The sequence below is a fragment of the Enterococcus sp. C76 genome (assembly GCF_040886985.1).
GTDB classification, from domain to species: Bacteria; Bacillota; Bacilli; order Lactobacillales; family Enterococcaceae; genus Enterococcus_B; species Enterococcus_B lactis.
On sequence record NZ_JBFOEY010000004.1, the window covers coordinates 98495 to 114410 of the forward strand.

The 15916-nt window shown below is 36.9% G+C and carries 12 protein-coding genes; all 12 read right to left on the reverse strand.

What is annotated here, in order from left to right:
* Positions 1–7: 7 nt before the first annotated feature.
* The 12 genes from AB3I00_RS06805 to AB3I00_RS06860 all read right to left on the reverse strand — a co-directional run bounded on the left by AB3I00_RS06805 (position 8) and on the right by AB3I00_RS06860 (position 15905).
* Positions 8–985 (reverse strand): glycosyltransferase, encoded by a 978-nt coding sequence (locus AB3I00_RS06805; RefSeq protein WP_002314201.1) that lies wholly within the window; start codon positions 983–985, stop codon positions 8–10.
* Positions 978–2045 (reverse strand): NAD(P)-dependent oxidoreductase, encoded by a 1068-nt coding sequence (locus AB3I00_RS06810; RefSeq protein WP_104870240.1) that lies wholly within the window; start codon positions 2043–2045, stop codon positions 978–980. Before AB3I00_RS06810 ends, AB3I00_RS06805 begins: the two co-directional genes overlap by 8 nt.
* Before the next feature lie 7 nt (positions 2046–2052).
* Entirely contained in the window at positions 2053–2754 is a 702-nt protein-coding gene (locus tag AB3I00_RS06815; RefSeq protein WP_002310302.1) for a 2-C-methyl-D-erythritol 4-phosphate cytidylyltransferase, read from the reverse strand.
* Positions 2751–3623, reverse strand: coding sequence for a phosphorylcholine transferase LicD (locus tag AB3I00_RS06820; protein WP_002314203.1), 873 nt, complete (start codon positions 3621–3623; stop codon positions 2751–2753). Before AB3I00_RS06820 ends, AB3I00_RS06815 begins: the two co-directional genes overlap by 4 nt.
* A gap of 179 nt (positions 3624–3802) precedes the next feature.
* Positions 3803–4843 (reverse strand): glycosyltransferase family 2 protein, encoded by a 1041-nt coding sequence (locus AB3I00_RS06825; protein WP_368024983.1) that lies wholly within the window; start codon positions 4841–4843, stop codon positions 3803–3805.
* A 19-nt stretch (positions 4844–4862) separates the two neighbouring features.
* Positions 4863–6254: a sugar transferase gene (locus AB3I00_RS06830; RefSeq protein WP_002322621.1), complete on the reverse strand. Its 1392-nt coding sequence runs from the start codon at positions 6252–6254 to the stop codon at positions 4863–4865.
* A 293-nt stretch (positions 6255–6547) separates the two neighbouring features.
* Positions 6548–8686 carry a glycosyltransferase family 2 protein gene (locus tag AB3I00_RS06835; protein ID WP_368024984.1) on the reverse strand — a complete coding sequence of 713 codons (2139 nt, stop codon included), beginning with the start codon at positions 8684–8686 and terminating at the stop codon, positions 6548–6550.
* Positions 8687–8724: 38 nt separating this feature from the next.
* Entirely contained in the window at positions 8725–10311 is a 1587-nt protein-coding gene (locus AB3I00_RS06840) for a bifunctional 2-polyprenyl-6-hydroxyphenol methylase/3-demethylubiquinol 3-O-methyltransferase UbiG (protein WP_086286572.1), read from the reverse strand.
* On the reverse strand, positions 10301–11521 hold the full coding sequence (locus AB3I00_RS06845) for an ABC transporter ATP-binding protein (RefSeq protein WP_002289079.1): 1221 nt from the start codon (positions 11519–11521) through the stop codon (positions 10301–10303). Before AB3I00_RS06845 ends, AB3I00_RS06840 begins: the two co-directional genes overlap by 11 nt.
* Before the next feature lie 11 nt (positions 11522–11532).
* Positions 11533–12339, reverse strand: a complete 807-nt coding sequence (locus AB3I00_RS06850; protein WP_002289081.1) for an ABC transporter permease — start codon at positions 12337–12339, stop codon at positions 11533–11535.
* Between the two features lie 208 nt (positions 12340–12547).
* Positions 12548–13828, reverse strand: a complete 1281-nt coding sequence (locus AB3I00_RS06855) for an EpaQ family protein (protein ID WP_368024985.1) — start codon at positions 13826–13828, stop codon at positions 12548–12550.
* 43 nt (positions 13829–13871) lie between these two features.
* The gene (locus AB3I00_RS06860; RefSeq protein WP_024634787.1) at positions 13872–15905 is read right to left on the reverse strand and encodes a hypothetical protein; all 2034 of its coding nucleotides are present in this window, start codon (positions 15903–15905) and stop codon (positions 13872–13874) included.
* Between the last annotated feature and the right edge of the window lie 11 nt (positions 15906–15916).

A 15916-nucleotide genomic window follows, 5' to 3' on the forward strand; every position in this document is an offset into this window, starting at 1 on the left:
CACTCACCTAACTATGCTTACTTTTATGCTTCTCTTCTTCCAATATGGAAAGCTTTTTATATAAATTTAAATTTATTTTTAATGCTGTCGCCGCTATTTTTCTATTTCTAGTAAAATATTGATTCTTTAAAATGAACAAATAATTATCCCTTAAAAATCTTACTATTTCTTTGGTTCCTTTATAGCTACATTCACTATTACTAATCACAATCTTATCTAAAACGATAAAATGTGCCCAACAAGTTCTAGTATGTGCCACTGGCAATAATTTTGGATAGCGTTCTTTAATCCAAATTTCATTCTCTTTCCAAACATTGATTGTATCAAGATCTTTCTCCCCAAAACCACTACTTGAAATGCTGTTTTCCCGATGAAAATAATAATACTTCTGCTGAGTGTCAATAACTACTTTTTCTGTTTTTTCTAATACAGATAGGATAACAGCAGCATCTTCCGTGATAACACCTTCAGGATAGCGGATAGTATCAAAAATCTCTTTTTTGTATAGTTTATTCCAAGCCTGAACAGAAACAACTTTTGCTTCTAAAATCATTTTCATCGCTTCTATTTTCGATAAAACCATATATTGTGGCATTAAAATTTTAGGCTCCCTACTTGCGTATAAGTCATATACTCCACAAATAGAAAGATCTGCTTGTTCTTTGACAATGTTGTCGTACAAAAGTTCATACATATCTTTTTCGATATAATCATCACTGTCAACAAAGCCTAAATATTTCCCTCGTGCCACATCAATCCCGGCATTTCTTGCACTACTTAATCCACCGTTTTTTTTATGGATGACACGGACACGACTGTCTTTTGATGCATATTCATCACATATTTTACCGCTGTTGTCAGGAGAACCGTCATCTACTAATATCACTTCGAAATCAGTAAATGTTTGCGCTAAGATTGAATCTACACATTTTCTTAAATAGGGTTCTACTTTATAAACAGGAACAATAATACTAATCTCACACATTTTGCTTCTCACCTTTAACTAATTCTACGGTATGGACTAAAGAGTCTTTTAGTTCAAAAAGTGGTGTCCAACCTGTCATTTTGATTTTTTCATTATCTAAAATAGCTGTGTTTGCTTTTGAAAAACCTTTTTGTTCAATCTCATCCGGCAATTCAAAAATTACTTGTTTGCCGCTGATATCAGCTAGCTGTTGTGCTAATTCTTTTAGTCGTAAATCAAAGTTTTCTGAAGAAACATTGTACGCCTCTCCTTTTTCTCCTTCAAGCAGTAAATGAAGAATAGCAGAAACAGCATCTCCAACATAAACATACGAAAAATACTGATTTCCTTCACTTTTTAAAACAATATCCTTTTGTTCGACTGCATTTAAAATAAATTGTGAGGATGCTTTCGTATCGGATAAAAGCATCGTCGGACCAAACGTACGGCAAAGCCTTGGAATCACGATGTCGAGGTCGTGTTTTGCGATATAGGCTTGGCATAATGATTCACTGACTCTTTTTCCTTCAGGGTAGCCTGCTCTCAGTGTATTACAATCGATATACCCGCAGTAATCTTCTGTGAATTTTTCTATATCGCCTCGATTTTCGCCATAGATTTCTACTGTTGATAAAAATAATACTCTCTCAGGCTGGGTTGCTACTGCATGTTTCAATACTTGCTCTGTACCTGCAAGATTAGTCATGATCGTACCAATTGGATCAGTTGCGTAAGCCTTAGGATGTGTGTTACTTGCACCGTGTATCAAATAGTCAGCTTGAATTTCTTTTGGTAAGGGTTCTGTGACGTCACCTTCAACAATTTCGAAAGTATCTAAGGAAAGATAACTGGCAAACCTTTTTTCAAGCTTCTGACGGTTTCTGCCCATAGCATATACTTTGATTTTGATGTCTAGTTGTTCATTAGCAGCCATCAACGTATCAATCAAAAAAGAGCCGATCATTCCCGAAGCGCCAATCATCAGAACGGTTTTGCCATGTAGCTGTTTTATTTTTGGTGTATGATTGATCACTTTTGCCAAATCTTTTTGGTACATTGGTTGTTTAATCAACGTCATCATCTTTCTCCTAGTCTTTCATTTTTAAATATGCTTTGAACAATTCTAGATCATCTGTTGTTGTCAATTTGATATTTTTATCAGAACCAGCAGCAAAATATAAAGTTTCTCCTAAATCTACCATCATGGTATTCGTATAGGAAGAATCAGTCATACCAATGTCTTCTTTCACTGCTCGGTCATATGCTGCCCGTAGTTTTCCGTATTGATAAGCTTGTGGAGTTGAGACACGCCGTAATGTGTTACGATCGACATACTGTTCCGTCGTTTCTTCTGTTTTCTTGATAAAAATTTGTTCATTGTAAGGTAGAGAGGTTACGCCATTACCAAATTCTTTACATTTAACGATTACATCTGACAATACCAGTTCGTCTACTAGTGGACGGATACCATCATGGATGATGATCGTATCATCGTCTTCAGAGTAATCTTTCAAAAATTGGACACCATTATTGATTGACTCTTGTCCTTTTGATCCCCCTGTGATGACCCATTGGACTTTGCTAATATTGAATTCTTTGATATACGCCCACATCGTTTCTTCCCAGCCAGATTTACAAACGACTAAAATCCGATCGACCTGTGGATGTTTTTGAAATGATTCTAACGTATAGATAATAATAGGTTTACCTTCAATTGTAATGAACTGTTTTGGGATATCTTGTCCCATACGTTTACCGACACCGCCGGCAATAATAATAGCTGTAATCATTTTTTTTCTGCTCCTTTAGTTAAATAATATTTTCCTTTGTACATTTTGTATGAATGTTCTGGGTCAATATAAACTGCTTCATGGTGAGAAACCTGATCTTTTTCAGGGGGAAGCTGCATATAGTCGCCAAAAACTTGACTTAAATAATGATCATAGCCAATTGGTACTGGCATCTCTGTATCTTCGAATGGTACCCACACAGCAGATTCAAAGTCTTTTGCAGGATAAACATTTCCCATATATCGTGGACCGACACAAAGTTCTGTAACGAAATTCGTCGGGTTATCATTGTATTTGGTCATCTGCTTTTCAGCATATCTCCATATTTTATACTTCGTTTTTGCGGATACGCTATTTAACAATAACTTTCCAGCTAATTCCATTGCTTTCCCATGGTTTTGCGGTACTTGCTGACTTCGATAAAGCGCATAGATCATTGCCCATATCTTTTGCTTTTTCCGTTCTGCTTGCTTTTCAGGTGCAGTATCTAACGGAAAAATATCTAATTGGATACCATGAGGGATATCTAAATCTTCCTGATACGTTTTGATAAAGGTCGTTTGGACGTTACGGATAGTTGTAAAGGAGTTCCGATCGTGATTCGTCAGAGTTGGTCTTAATAAAACAAATTTATCTTTTTGTGGGCCGGTTTCCCATAATTCAGCTAAGCGATCATAATCCCTTCTAGGCATGAAAAAATCTAAATCATCATCCCATGGGATAAAACCTTTATGTCGAATTGCTCCGATTGCGCCGCCACCACAAAAATAACACAACAAATCGTGACTTTTACAAAAATCTACAAAGTATTGTGCCATTTCGAGATTTACTTTTTGAATTTTTTTTAATTCAGGATCTGTACTGTACATTATAGTTGCCTCAACCATTCTTTTATTAATCTTCCCTATTTTCTCATAAATAGAGGCGGTTTTCAATCTTATGCAAGTGGTTCTTTCTTTACTGACTGAAAAAGGATAGATAAACAGCTATTTTTTGTTTTTAAAAGGGTTGTGACAAAAGACAGTCACAACCCCTTATTCCGACTTTTTTAATAAACTCTCTTCAACAATGCCATGATGCTTGGCATTTTCACTTCCACAAAGCTGCCGGCTTTCACCGCAGATAATAATAGAGGAGCCGGCAAATTATACAGCCATTTTGTTACTTTTTTCGCGCTGGAATCAGTCAATGCAACCTTTTTAGCTTCTTGGATGGCTGGATCATTCAAGATATGCATGGCTTCTTGTCTTTTTTCTTTGGCAGTTCGCTCAGGATTCTCATAAATAGAAAAAATGACAGAGGTTGTTCCTTTTAAAAGAAGAGAAGCCATACCTGGTTTGTCTTTATCACTTGTCACGACATTTGCTAATTCATAAAATTCTTTAAAGGTTTCAAATTTATTCGGTTTGTATTGGTTGGTTATCCCTTTTCCACCTTCAAAATGATAGATATACTCGATTCTTGGATTCAATATTACTTGCTGACAATGTTCATAATAGTTCAAATTGAAGATACGGTCTTCACAACTGCTGTAATTTTTGAATAGAATCTGTTTTTCCATCAAGATTTCCCTCTTGTAACATTTGTTCCAAACCACATACATCAACTGCTGATTCATCAGTTGATACATATCATCCACGAACTGTTCATGATTTGTATATTGGTATTCTGGAACAAGATAGTCCTTTTCCGAAATGATTTCTTCCCCGCTTAGCGTGCGGAATGTAAAAGAACTGATAAGCAAATCTGCTTCAGGATACTGTTCAAACAACTGCTGATAATCTGCCAAAATTTCTTTGACTGGCTCATCGTCTGCATCGAAAAATAATACATATTTCCCTGTAGATTGCTTGATGCCTTCATTTCGAGCAAGTCCAGGTCCTTGATTTTCGGTTGTAAAAAGTTGAAAATGACTATCTCCTTGGATAGCTGACTGAATCAGCTGCTCTGTTTTGTCAGTTGACCCATCATTGACCAAAATCACTTCATATTCTTCAAATGCCAGATTTTTTAAAACTTCTATAGTATGAACGATCGTGTCTTCGGCATTATAAACTGGAACAATTATACTAAATATCGGATGGCTCATTTCATTTCTTTCCTCCAGCTTAGCGATAAATTTTCTCTTGTGAAAAGTCGATTTCTGCTAATGAACTGATATTTTCATCTTCATCTAGTCCTTGTGAGGACATCTTATCAAATAAGATTTTGATTGTTTGAAGTAAAATCTTTAAATCTAATAGTAAGGAATACTTTTTGATATACAACAAATCAAAACGTAGTTTACTATTATAATCTGATACATATTTTCCGTATACTTGTGCATATCCGGTAATCCCTGCACGTACATTGTGTCTTAAATAATAATAAGGATTTTCTTCATTGAACTGATCAACGAAAAATGGTCTTTCTGGACGTGGTCCGACGATCGACATATCGCCTTTCAATACATTAAAGATTTGAGGTAATTCGTCAAAACGTACGGCACGGATAAATTTGCCTACTGGTGTCACACGTGCATCATTGCTCTTTGCCAAGACTGGGCCTGATTTTGCTTCAGCTGTTGCACTCATGGAACGAAATTTATAGATTGAAAATTCCTTTTGATTTTTCGTAATACGTACTTGTTTATAAATAATTGGTCCAGGTGAAGTTGTTTTTACCAAAATCGCTGTGATTAGCATAAAAGGTGAAGCGAGGATCAGTAAAATAAGCGAAACGATGATATCAAAGAGACGTTTGAATAATTCATATTCCGGCTGAATTTTGAAACCGGAAGCTTCAATGATACTTTCATCTTCGAAATTCATGATGTTCGGATTGATCATCGTTAAATTTTCAAAAGTTGTATTTAAAAACAGCTTCTTCTCTTTTTTAGTCACTAATTGATAAATATTGATTTTTTCATCTTCTGGGATTTTTGAAGCCAAGTAGACAATATCAATGTCATCAATCAATTTTTTTGTGTTTTCATAATAATTGTCGATGACTACTGCTTCAACCTTATGTTTGTTGTTTTTCTTAGATTGAAAGTTTTGGATCGCTGGTGCGACATCTTTCTCCAAACCTACGATAAGTACTTTCTTATCACGACTGACTCTTAAGTATAGTTTATAAACAACTATCCGATAAACGCTAAGTAATATCGTGCCAAGTATAAACGAGAGCACGATGACGCCACGCGGAAATGCAAACCAACGTCCAGCAAAAGTAACCACCATGATCCCCAATGCTATCAGCACCTGTCCAATAACAGTAATGAAGACGATATCACTGATCATTCGGTTATAGAATACATAAGCTCCTAACAAAATATTCAACGCAATAAAGATAATGGAAATAAAAACTGCTGAATGCTGAAAGGTCTCTAAGTTTCTTGCTGGGACTTCTCCTTGGAACTTCAGCAAAAAGCTAAGATAGATCGACACATTCAATACAAGTACATCCATGATGATAATGAATATCCTGCGTGCCGCATTCCACTCCCCATTTTTATTCATATATACACTCCTAACCATAAAATAATGCCTCTATCATCTTACCATAGCAAAGTTTAAAAACCTAGTGAATAACCAAATTGTAAAAGAAATTAAAAGAAACTAGAAAAGGCAACTATTGTAGGCTTATATGTGTATTTCTGCCTAACAGAGAGTTGGACAAAAACCGTATCACATGCTTCCTACTAAATGGATGTTCTTCCTATCATCTCTTCGGTCACAAGTTACAATATTCATATACTAAACTAAAAAAAACTGTATTTTCATCAATAAAAATGAAAATACAGTTTTTTTGATCAATCAGGTCTCAACGAAAAATCGCCGATTCCTTCTTTAGTTAGATTATCGTTATAAAATGGGTCATGAGCAATATAAGAAGGCCACTTATCTTGCATTTTTTTGATTTCCCCAGCAAAACGTCTTTGTTTTTCTGGTGTATCTTCATAACCTCTTGATTTAGATTCGAAATGGTACAATTCCGCTTGATGTGCATAAACATTGTAACGACCCAGTTCATAAACTTTCAAGCACAAGTCAACATCGTTGAATGCTACTTCTAATGTTTCATCAAACCCGTTAACAGCATTGAAGTCAGCTGCCTTGACCATCATACAAGCTGCAGTGACTGCTAAGTAATTGACGTCAATGACTAATCGGCCGAAATAACCACAATGTGTTCGATCATAGTTATTCAATGCATGCCCTGCAACACCACCGATTCCTAATAATACTCCTGCATGCTGCGTCGTATCATCTGGATAAAACAATTTTGCTCCTACACAGCCGATTCGATCAAACTGTGCATAAGAAACCATCGCCGTCATCCAATCTGGCTCAATCACTTCTGTATCGTTATTCAAGAATAAAAAGTATTTGCCGTTTGCTTTTTTTGCTGCTAAATTGTTGATTCGAGAATAATTGAATGGAATGTCAATCAATTCTACGATAAAGCGGTCTTTCAGCTGATGCTTGTATTCTGCAAATAATTCTTGCATTTTTGGATCTGTACTTCCATTATCCGCAATAATGATTTCATAATTTGAATAAGACGTTTTTTCGATGATCGAATCCACACAAGTTTTTAGATCTTCATAGCCATTCTTCGTTGGAATGATCACACTGACCAAATCCTCTTGCAAGACGTCATAAGTAATCTCATAAAATCCAGAAATTCTGCCAGGACGTACGCTTCCTTTGATGTTCCTTCTAGACAGGGCATCTGTCAATGCTTTCACTCCGGAATCATAGATATAACTTTTGGCTTCACCATTACTTGCAGTTGATCCTGGGATCGTCCGCCAATGATACAAAACTCGGTCAATGTGGTAAATATGATCTGCAGGGATTTGTTCTGTCACACGAAGGACCAAATCATAATCTTGAGAACCTTCATAGCCTTTACGGAAACCGCCAAGTTCTTTAACAATGCTTGTTCGATATACGCCTAAGTGAGAGATATAATTATTTCCCATCAATGTATCAGGAGACCAGTCTGCTTTGAAGTGCGGATCAAAGCGATTGCCGTCTGCATCGATTTTATCTTCGTCACTGTAGATCAAATCCAGTTCTGGATGTACATTTAGCACTTTTGCCACTTCATATAATGCAAATGGCGGTAATTCATCATCATTATCTAAGAGTGCTATAAACTCTCCTTCTGCCATTTCCAATGCAGAATTAGTTGCCAGACTGATGTGTCCATTTTCTTGTCGGAAAACGACTTTGATTCTATCATCTTTTGCTTGATAGGATTCCAGACACTTTCGGATAGCTGGATCAGTGGAAGCATCATCACTGATACATAGTTCCCAATGAGCATACGTTTGATCCAGTACCGAATCAATGCATTTTTCGAGCCATTTGATTTCAACGTTATAGACAGGCATAAGTATGGAAATCAATGGACGGTACGCAAATCCTTGTACTTCTTTCCTTTGCTCTTTCAGATCTGGTTTCTCATGACGACTGATCCATTCTGCATAGTCGATCGATCCTGGCTTCAATTCCAGTTTGACTCGGCGGATCGCTTTTTTTACGCCATGAGTCCTTGCATAATTTATCCCTTTTTTCAGTAATCTTTTTTTTCTTTCCCATGAAGATTCAATGCCGTCATCATAAGGGTATTTACCGTTTAATTTCACAGCTATGCCATTTTGATGTCTCGCTGTTTGGAAGTCTAAGATTGCCTTTCCTCTCATTTTCCCTGATAAACGTACCTTAAAACCGCTTTGGGTCTTAACATCAAGATTATATAAATGATTGATATCCAATCTTACGACATGTGTTGCTTCAGCAATCACATTTTCTTTTTCTACCTTTATCGTAGGGATTTCTTTGGTCACTTCATCAATTGCCCAGCCCACAATAAGCAAATCGCCAGTGGCCCGTTCACGAGTGATTTGATCGATAAATACGGCAATTTCTTTTTTTTGCACGATTCGTTTACTCCTTATCTTTATAAGTTAATCATTATTTACATTTCAATGATCCATGATTGGCCATTTTGAGCCACTGCTTCCACTAAGAATGAACGTTCTTGCTCGCAAAGGATTCGTAATTCAAATCCCGCTTCTGTTCCTTTTGCGAGCTGTTCTGCTTGATTGACTTCTTCTCGTGAAACAGGAATTGCTTCGAAAAATGGCGATTGGTCAGCTGATAACTTATAGGACAATGGCTGGCGATCCGAATTAGCGATTCCCCATCCGATGATTTTTAATATTTTTGTTTCTGCATCCCAGATTTTCTCGTCAATACATATAGAAAGCTCTTTTTCTTGGATTTTTTTCGATGTTTCTTTCTTACGTCGTCCTAATCTATGTTTGATTGTCCATTCATCACTTTCCAACAATGTGCAATAGCGATTTGTGGTTGTTTTTAACATATGATTTAGACTTGTATTTTCCTCAAGAAGATGATGATTTTCTCTTTCTAATTCATCATTTTTCTCAGAAAGCTGCTTTGTGACTTCAGCCATGGGACGAATCGTTTCCAACAATTCTTTCATTGTTGGTGTCAATTCCCCGATAAAGCGATAGTGACAATGGATCGTCACTTCTTTCCCAGAAATATCCGTTAGAACGAACTCTGGTAATTCTTTCCCATCAAACAAATAACAATCATTTACTGTTTTGACTACAGCATTCGAATCGATAAATGTGAGTTTTTCTCCAGCAGCTTCTGCGCTGAATTCGATAAAGCTAGGTTGCTGTGCGAAGCGAAACACCATTCTTTCTGTTGCTTCTGACACGGGGAAACTTAGTGTCTCATTTTCCCCTGTGAAATTATTGAATGGTATTTGTTGGATTGTTTCATCTTGTTTCGTTTGCTGGGTTACTTCTAACACTTTTACATAATTAGAATTTTGTGGCTGTGCAATGGAACTTTGTGCTACTGGATGTTTCATCAATGAGAAAAAGTATTGGTAGACTTCACCAAATGGTCGCATTTTGAAATCATAGCGTACAGCTTCCGGCAATTCTTCATAAGTTGATTTTAATTCTGTATCACCTACAGCTAAGTACAAATAATCTTCAATATTAATGAATAATCCCGCTTTTTCAAAAACTTTTTGGAAGCCATCATGAGTATAAAAAGAATTATGGGTTTCATCTAGGAGACCATAAGAAGCCCACGGCAATTGGTTATTGAACAAATCGATCATGACAGAATTATGCGCCAAGTTAGGGAATGTAATCAGGATCTCTCCTTCTTCATTCAAAAATTCTCTGACTTTCTTCAATGTTTTTCCAGGATCTACCAAATGTTCTAAAACATCGGCAAACAAGACGTAATCAAATGTCTGTCCAGCATAATAGTTTGCCCACTCAAAACTTTCGATATCACCATAAAATCCATCTTGAGCAAATTCGCTGACAAAATCGAACAATTCCTTATCTAACTCAACAATGCTCACTTCACATTGTTTTGCACCGATTAAATGTTTCGTTAATCGGCCGTTTCCGGGACCAAACTCTAAAACTTTACTTCCTGGTTTGATCTGTGCGGCAATTTTTCCCACACTGCTTTGTTCATCTAGGTCCATTTCAAAATCATATTTCATTGCTATGAGTCCCTTCTTCCCATTTATGGTCTAAGACCACGATGCCTTCTCCGATATAAGAACCGCTGACAAACAAATTCATGTACTTTGTCTTATATACCAAAGGAACCGTTGCATTTTCTTCAAAGACCGCAACGTCAAAATAATATTCACCAGCTAACAAACCTAACTTTTCATACTCCAGATAAAAGATATTCTCTCCTTTTTTCCAAGGTATCTTGATACCATCTAGTAGAGTATTGAGTCCGCACACATAAAAATTGTCGACTGTTCGTAGCGCAATTCCTAAAACCGGATTTTTGATTGTATCATCTTTTACTTCATAAGTTACTTTAACGTATAGTTTTTCTCCTTGTTCCAGCATATCCACCGGATTTTTGTCTTTATCCAACAATTCCGCTTTCGTCACGTCGACGATATCTGGAGCGGCGAACCGTTCTACTTGGTTTTTATTACGATCCACTGTTTTAACTGATTTTTTCTTTAAAAAGTTTTCATAATTCGTCGTTACTTCCATCGTATCGCCATATTCGACGACTTCTCCGTTTTTCAACCAATAGGAACGATCACAAAAACGGCGAATCGAACTGATATCATGAGAAACGAATAAAATCGTCTTTCCCGAGTTCTTGATTTCTGTAAATTTTTCCATACATTTTAGTTGAAATTCAAGGTCTCCTACTGCCAATGCTTCATCTACAATCAAAATATCAGGATTCACATTGATTGCTACAGCAAAAGCTAGACGAACGAACATCCCACTTGAATAAGTTTTTACAGGTTGATAAATATGGTCGCCGATGTCAGCAAATTCAATGATATCATCGACCATTTCATCGACTTCTTCTCTTGAAAAGCCTAGTACCATCCCATTTAAATAGATATTTTCATAGCCAGAATACTCAGGATTAAATCCTGAACCTAGTTCTAGCAAAGCAGAGATTTTCCCTTCGATTTCCATCGTACCGGATGTTGGTGTCAGTACCCCTGTAATGATTTTCAACATCGTAGATTTTCCGGATCCGTTTTCTCCAACGAAACCGATCATCTCACCTTTTTTTATTTCTACATTCACGTTTTTCAACGCATAAAACACATCATGATAGGATTTCTTAAAAGGATTAAGAGCTTCACGAAATCGATCCGACGGTTTTGCGTACATATTATAAGATTTTGTGATATCTTTTAGTCTAATTGCATATTCTGTCATAGCTATTCTCCTTACAGCACATCTGAAAAATGTGGTTTCAATCTACGGAACACTGCAGAGCCGATTACGAACATTACTAATGTGAACACCCAGAAATACAAAGTATATGTTCCATGCTCCCAGAACCAAGCTTCACTTAAAAACGACTCACGATAGCCTTGAACAACATAGTACAGCGGATTTAATTTCAATATGCTTACAAGACCTGAGTCAAACTGGTTCGGGCTCCATAATATCGGCAACGTCCACATGATCAACTGCAAGACGATCGTAATCAATTGCATGATGTCTGGTAAAAATGGTTGGATGGATGCTGTCAGCCAAGTCAATCCTGTCAAGAAAGCACACATGCAAAATAGATAGTAAATCAGCTGTAAAGACATGGCTGAAGGATATATACCATTTATAAGCGCAACAGCTATGCCAATCAGAATGAAAAATAAATGGGTGTACAAATTGGATAGGATTTTCGTCGTGGGCAAGATACGAATATTGAATACGACTTTCTTTACTAAATAAGTATATTCCCGAAAAACAACCGTAGTTGATGCAAAGGCATCAGAGAAGAAGAACCAAGGAATCATCCCTGTAACTAAATATACGATAAATGGGTATTTTGCATCGATCATTTGTGCTTTCAATCCAACGCCAAATACCAGCCAATAAATCAATACAGTAAATAACGGATTGATAAACGCCCATAAGATCCCTAAAAACGATCCTGCATATCTTGATTTGAAGTCATTGATCGAAAACTGTAGCAGTAATTTTCTGTTCTGATAAATGTCCTTCATAAATAAATACAAATCTTTAAACATTTGTGTTCCTCCAAGCGATTTCAGTGAATTACAGTCAAGTGCCATTTTACCATATTTTTGGTACCGAGCTGCGTTCTTATTTATTTCTTAATTTTCTATGATACAAGATTTTCTCTAACGTTTCTATTTTACAGAAGATGCTAGACAATTGCAATAAACCAAAAAAGGCTGCGACGGTTGTCACAGCCTCTCTCGTATTTTGCGCCTATCAATGATAGCGTTGGATCCTGGAAGAATGAGCGCTATCTGGTTGTTCCTCATAACTTGGATCTCCAGCATTCATGTCGTCATATGGCTCTTCTATGTCATAGTATTCTTCCATAACTTTCGTTTCGTCATAGCGATGAACGGACATAGCCAATAGGATATAAATAATCGGAACCCATGGGTATGAAGTCAATGTATCTTCCATAAATGACTGCATCATCACCGCAAAAAAGGCCCAGATAAAAGTCATCTGCCCGTTGGACAAATCTGCTTTCAACGTTAAGCGACCAATAAAAAGGATAAGCAGCAAAGCAGCAATTCCAAACCCTATTAACCCATAGATATTCAAAATAGAATTATAACTATTGTGGTTTCCTAAAAATTGGTTTCCTCGTTGGAAGATGAATGTTTTCATCCCTAGTAAAACTTGCTCAGATTTTTCTCCTAGCGTCTGATAGAATTTATGCCAAATATCTTCTCGACCGGTAAACAAATTGACTTTTTCGGAAACAGCGGCTAGATAAGAAATCGGTAAAGCCAAAAGAATCGTAGCCGTATAGGCAATAAACGGTGCACGAATGACACGCATCAATGATTTAGGTAAAAGATCCAATATCGCAAAAACAATCAATGCAACTAATGCACCTCTTGATTGGCAGACCCAAATACCTAAAAAGGCTGCAACGACTGCTATCGCACCGATGATACGAACATACCACCGTTCAAAAGAACTGGCAAATCCGCTGATCAATAAAGCAAGAGTCATCAAAGAACTTCCGATTGTATTCGTATTGATCCAAATATCAGAAAGCGAATTTCCTGGAGCCCAGATGCTTTGTCCTTCTGGTACTTGGATCTCTGTAAATACACGATATAACGTGATTCCGAGGAAGACCGTAAAGACAAGCAGATAAATCCCGCGATCCCATTTTGTCCACTCAATCCATTTAATTACTAAACAAAATAAAATAATCAAAGGAAACAGTAAATCTCCAAATAAAGACTCATTTCTTATTTCCCGAAAGTAAGAAAAGAAAATGAAAAGTGCAAGCGCAACACCTAGATAAAGAAAATCGACGCCTTTTGCTTTATAAACATTTAAAATGAGCAAAATAGCCACACTAAAAGTGATAAGTAGCGAACTGTTGTTATATATAAACAAAGTGGCTGGGAAGCTTAATCCTGCTGTCCAAACAGAAAAGACCAGCGTCAGCAGCAAAAGCAAGAAACCAGCACTCATTTTGTTGACAAATTTTTGTACGATTGCTTGAATTATCTCCACTCTCCTTTCTAATAATACTTCAGGGTTATTCTCAGCTAGCCCATTACTGTAAGACTAGCTGATTTTCCTGAGTTTGTGTTTGTGGTACATCTGGATAATCCGGATATTCTACTTTAAAAATCATATAACCATCTTTATCCGGTCCATATAGTTGTGTGAATTGAGCTTCATATAACTGATTGTAATCAGTTAACGGTCGCTTACTGATTACATAGTTGATCCCTAATTTTTCTGCGTCTTCAAAATTCAACGTGACCGAAAACATATCTGGACGATCTAAAATGAACTTTGTATCTTCCTTAGCGATAAAAGCTCTTGTGTGAGCATACCGATTATAATACTTCTCATATTCTTCTTTTGGATCGATTTTCTTCCATGCAGCCATATCTGGATAAAAGCGGACTGTATTGAAAGATTTCACACCCAAAGTTGGGGTGAAGTTATACAGTTCATCTTCAGTCAACCAGACTTTGCCAGGGTCTTGTTGATCGATTTTTCGGATTTCTTTTGCCAGTGTTTTTTCAAAAATCGCTCCAGTACCTTCTACGACTGGATTGACAAAGAAACCAGATGCGATGATCACGGCGGCAAAAGCAAGATAAAACAAGCGTCTCCAGCCAAATAATGCAAAAGCTAAAATCACTGTTCCCAACACAACGACTGCGATGGTTTCGAAATCTGAAAAATAATTATCCATCTTCGAATGAGTAATTGCATAGAAATAAGACCATGCGTTTACTGCCAGTAAAATGAATTTATACCAAATAGGAATAACATCTTCTCTCCAAATATAAGCGATGAACCAAATTGATAATAGGCAAGCCGCAAAACTAAAAGTAAGGATGGCTCTTAAAGGAGGAACATAAGACAGCAGAGTAATTTCTGCTAGCCATTTTGGCAATCCAACGGTAATCCAAAAGATAGAAAACAGACAAAAAATCATCAAAATACGTCCCAATAACTTTTGTTCACTATCTTTTTTGCCAAATAACACAAATGGACTGGCTAGGAATACAGTTGGAAAGAAGTGGTAGAACAAAGCCACTTCAGAGTTATTCGAATAGTTGATGTCTTCAAAAGGAATTTTCCAGTTTGTCAGGAAAGAAAAAAATTCGCCAATCGTCCACTTTCCACCGGTACTGACTCGTTTTCCTGGATATAAGGTATTCAAAGAAGCTAACAATGCGTCTTTTGACGTCAGCCAGAAATGAACCATGACTCCGCCAATAAATAAAACTGCCCCTCCAATCAACACTACATCCAACAGATCCCAAGAAATTTTCTTGCTGTAGTAAATAAGCAGGCCAACAAAATAAAAAATCAGCAAGTACGCCAGCATCACTTGATGGGCTGGGTAAATCACTAAAATAAACCCAATACCGAAAATAACCACCAAAAGCATCATCAACGTTCGCAGCCATTTTTTATCATGATTGTAGAAATAATGATAAAAAGCAGTCATCAATCCCAAAGTAAAGAAAATCAAATCGCCCACATGCTGCATGAACCACCACTGGACTGCGGGAGAAAATGTCAGCGCAAATGCGCCAATCAGCGATAATGCTTTTTTTCTCTTCGTTAATATCATCAGTACTTCGAATCCAAGCAAGACCATGACGACTAATTTCATCGCCCAATAAAAGGAAAGGCCTCGATCTCTTCCGAGGAAAAAGAATCCCCAATTGAATGGTTTTCCGATAACCGTAATATCCTTTACAGGAGAATTATACGCAATGATCATGTTTTGTCCGTTCAATGAATAATCTTCGTTCACCAACGGAAAGTCCTCTTCAGCTTGTGAGAGGTAAAAAGGTGTCTGCACCAGCCATTCATCTGACCGCACTTCCCGATTCTGTCCAAAAATCACATCAGTTTTTTTCCCATCGTCTCTTTGCGACACATATTTATCCCAAACACCAAGTGAACTTCCGTTTAAATTAAAAGTAACAATGACCACGATGACTAAAACACCAATAAGGTATCGGAGTTTTAGAAACAGGTCAAGCACCAAATTCGAATCTGCCTGATTCGCTTTTGGTTTTTCTTTTCGTCGTGCACTTCTTGTTTGTTTTTCCATATCATGCTCCA

Coding starts and splice junctions, on each gene's coding strand:
- AB3I00_RS06805 (WP_002314201.1), bottom strand. CDS start 985: ATGTGTGAGATTAGTATTATTGTTCCTGTTTATAAAGTAGAACCCTAT.
- AB3I00_RS06810 (WP_104870240.1), bottom strand. CDS start 2,045: ATGATGACGTTGATTAAACAACCAATGTACCAAAAAGATTTGGCAAAA.
- AB3I00_RS06815 (WP_002310302.1), bottom strand. CDS start 2,754: ATGATTACAGCTATTATTATTGCCGGCGGTGTCGGTAAACGTATGGGA.
- AB3I00_RS06820 (WP_002314203.1), bottom strand. CDS start 3,623: ATGTACAGTACAGATCCTGAATTAAAAAAAATTCAAAAAGTAAATCTC.
- AB3I00_RS06825 (WP_368024983.1), bottom strand. CDS start 4,843: ATGAGCCATCCGATATTTAGTATAATTGTTCCAGTTTATAATGCCGAA.
- AB3I00_RS06830 (WP_002322621.1), bottom strand. CDS start 6,254: ATGAATAAAAATGGGGAGTGGAATGCGGCACGCAGGATATTCATTATC.
- AB3I00_RS06840 (WP_086286572.1), bottom strand. CDS start 10,311: ATGAAATATGATTTTGAAATGGACCTAGATGAACAAAGCAGTGTGGGA.
- AB3I00_RS06845 (WP_002289079.1), bottom strand. CDS start 11,521: ATGACAGAATATGCAATTAGACTAAAAGATATCACAAAATCTTATAAT.
- AB3I00_RS06850 (WP_002289081.1), bottom strand. CDS start 12,339: ATGTTTAAAGATTTGTATTTATTTATGAAGGACATTTATCAGAACAGA.
- AB3I00_RS06860 (WP_024634787.1), bottom strand. CDS start 15,905: ATGGAAAAACAAACAAGAAGTGCACGACGAAAAGAAAAACCAAAAGCG.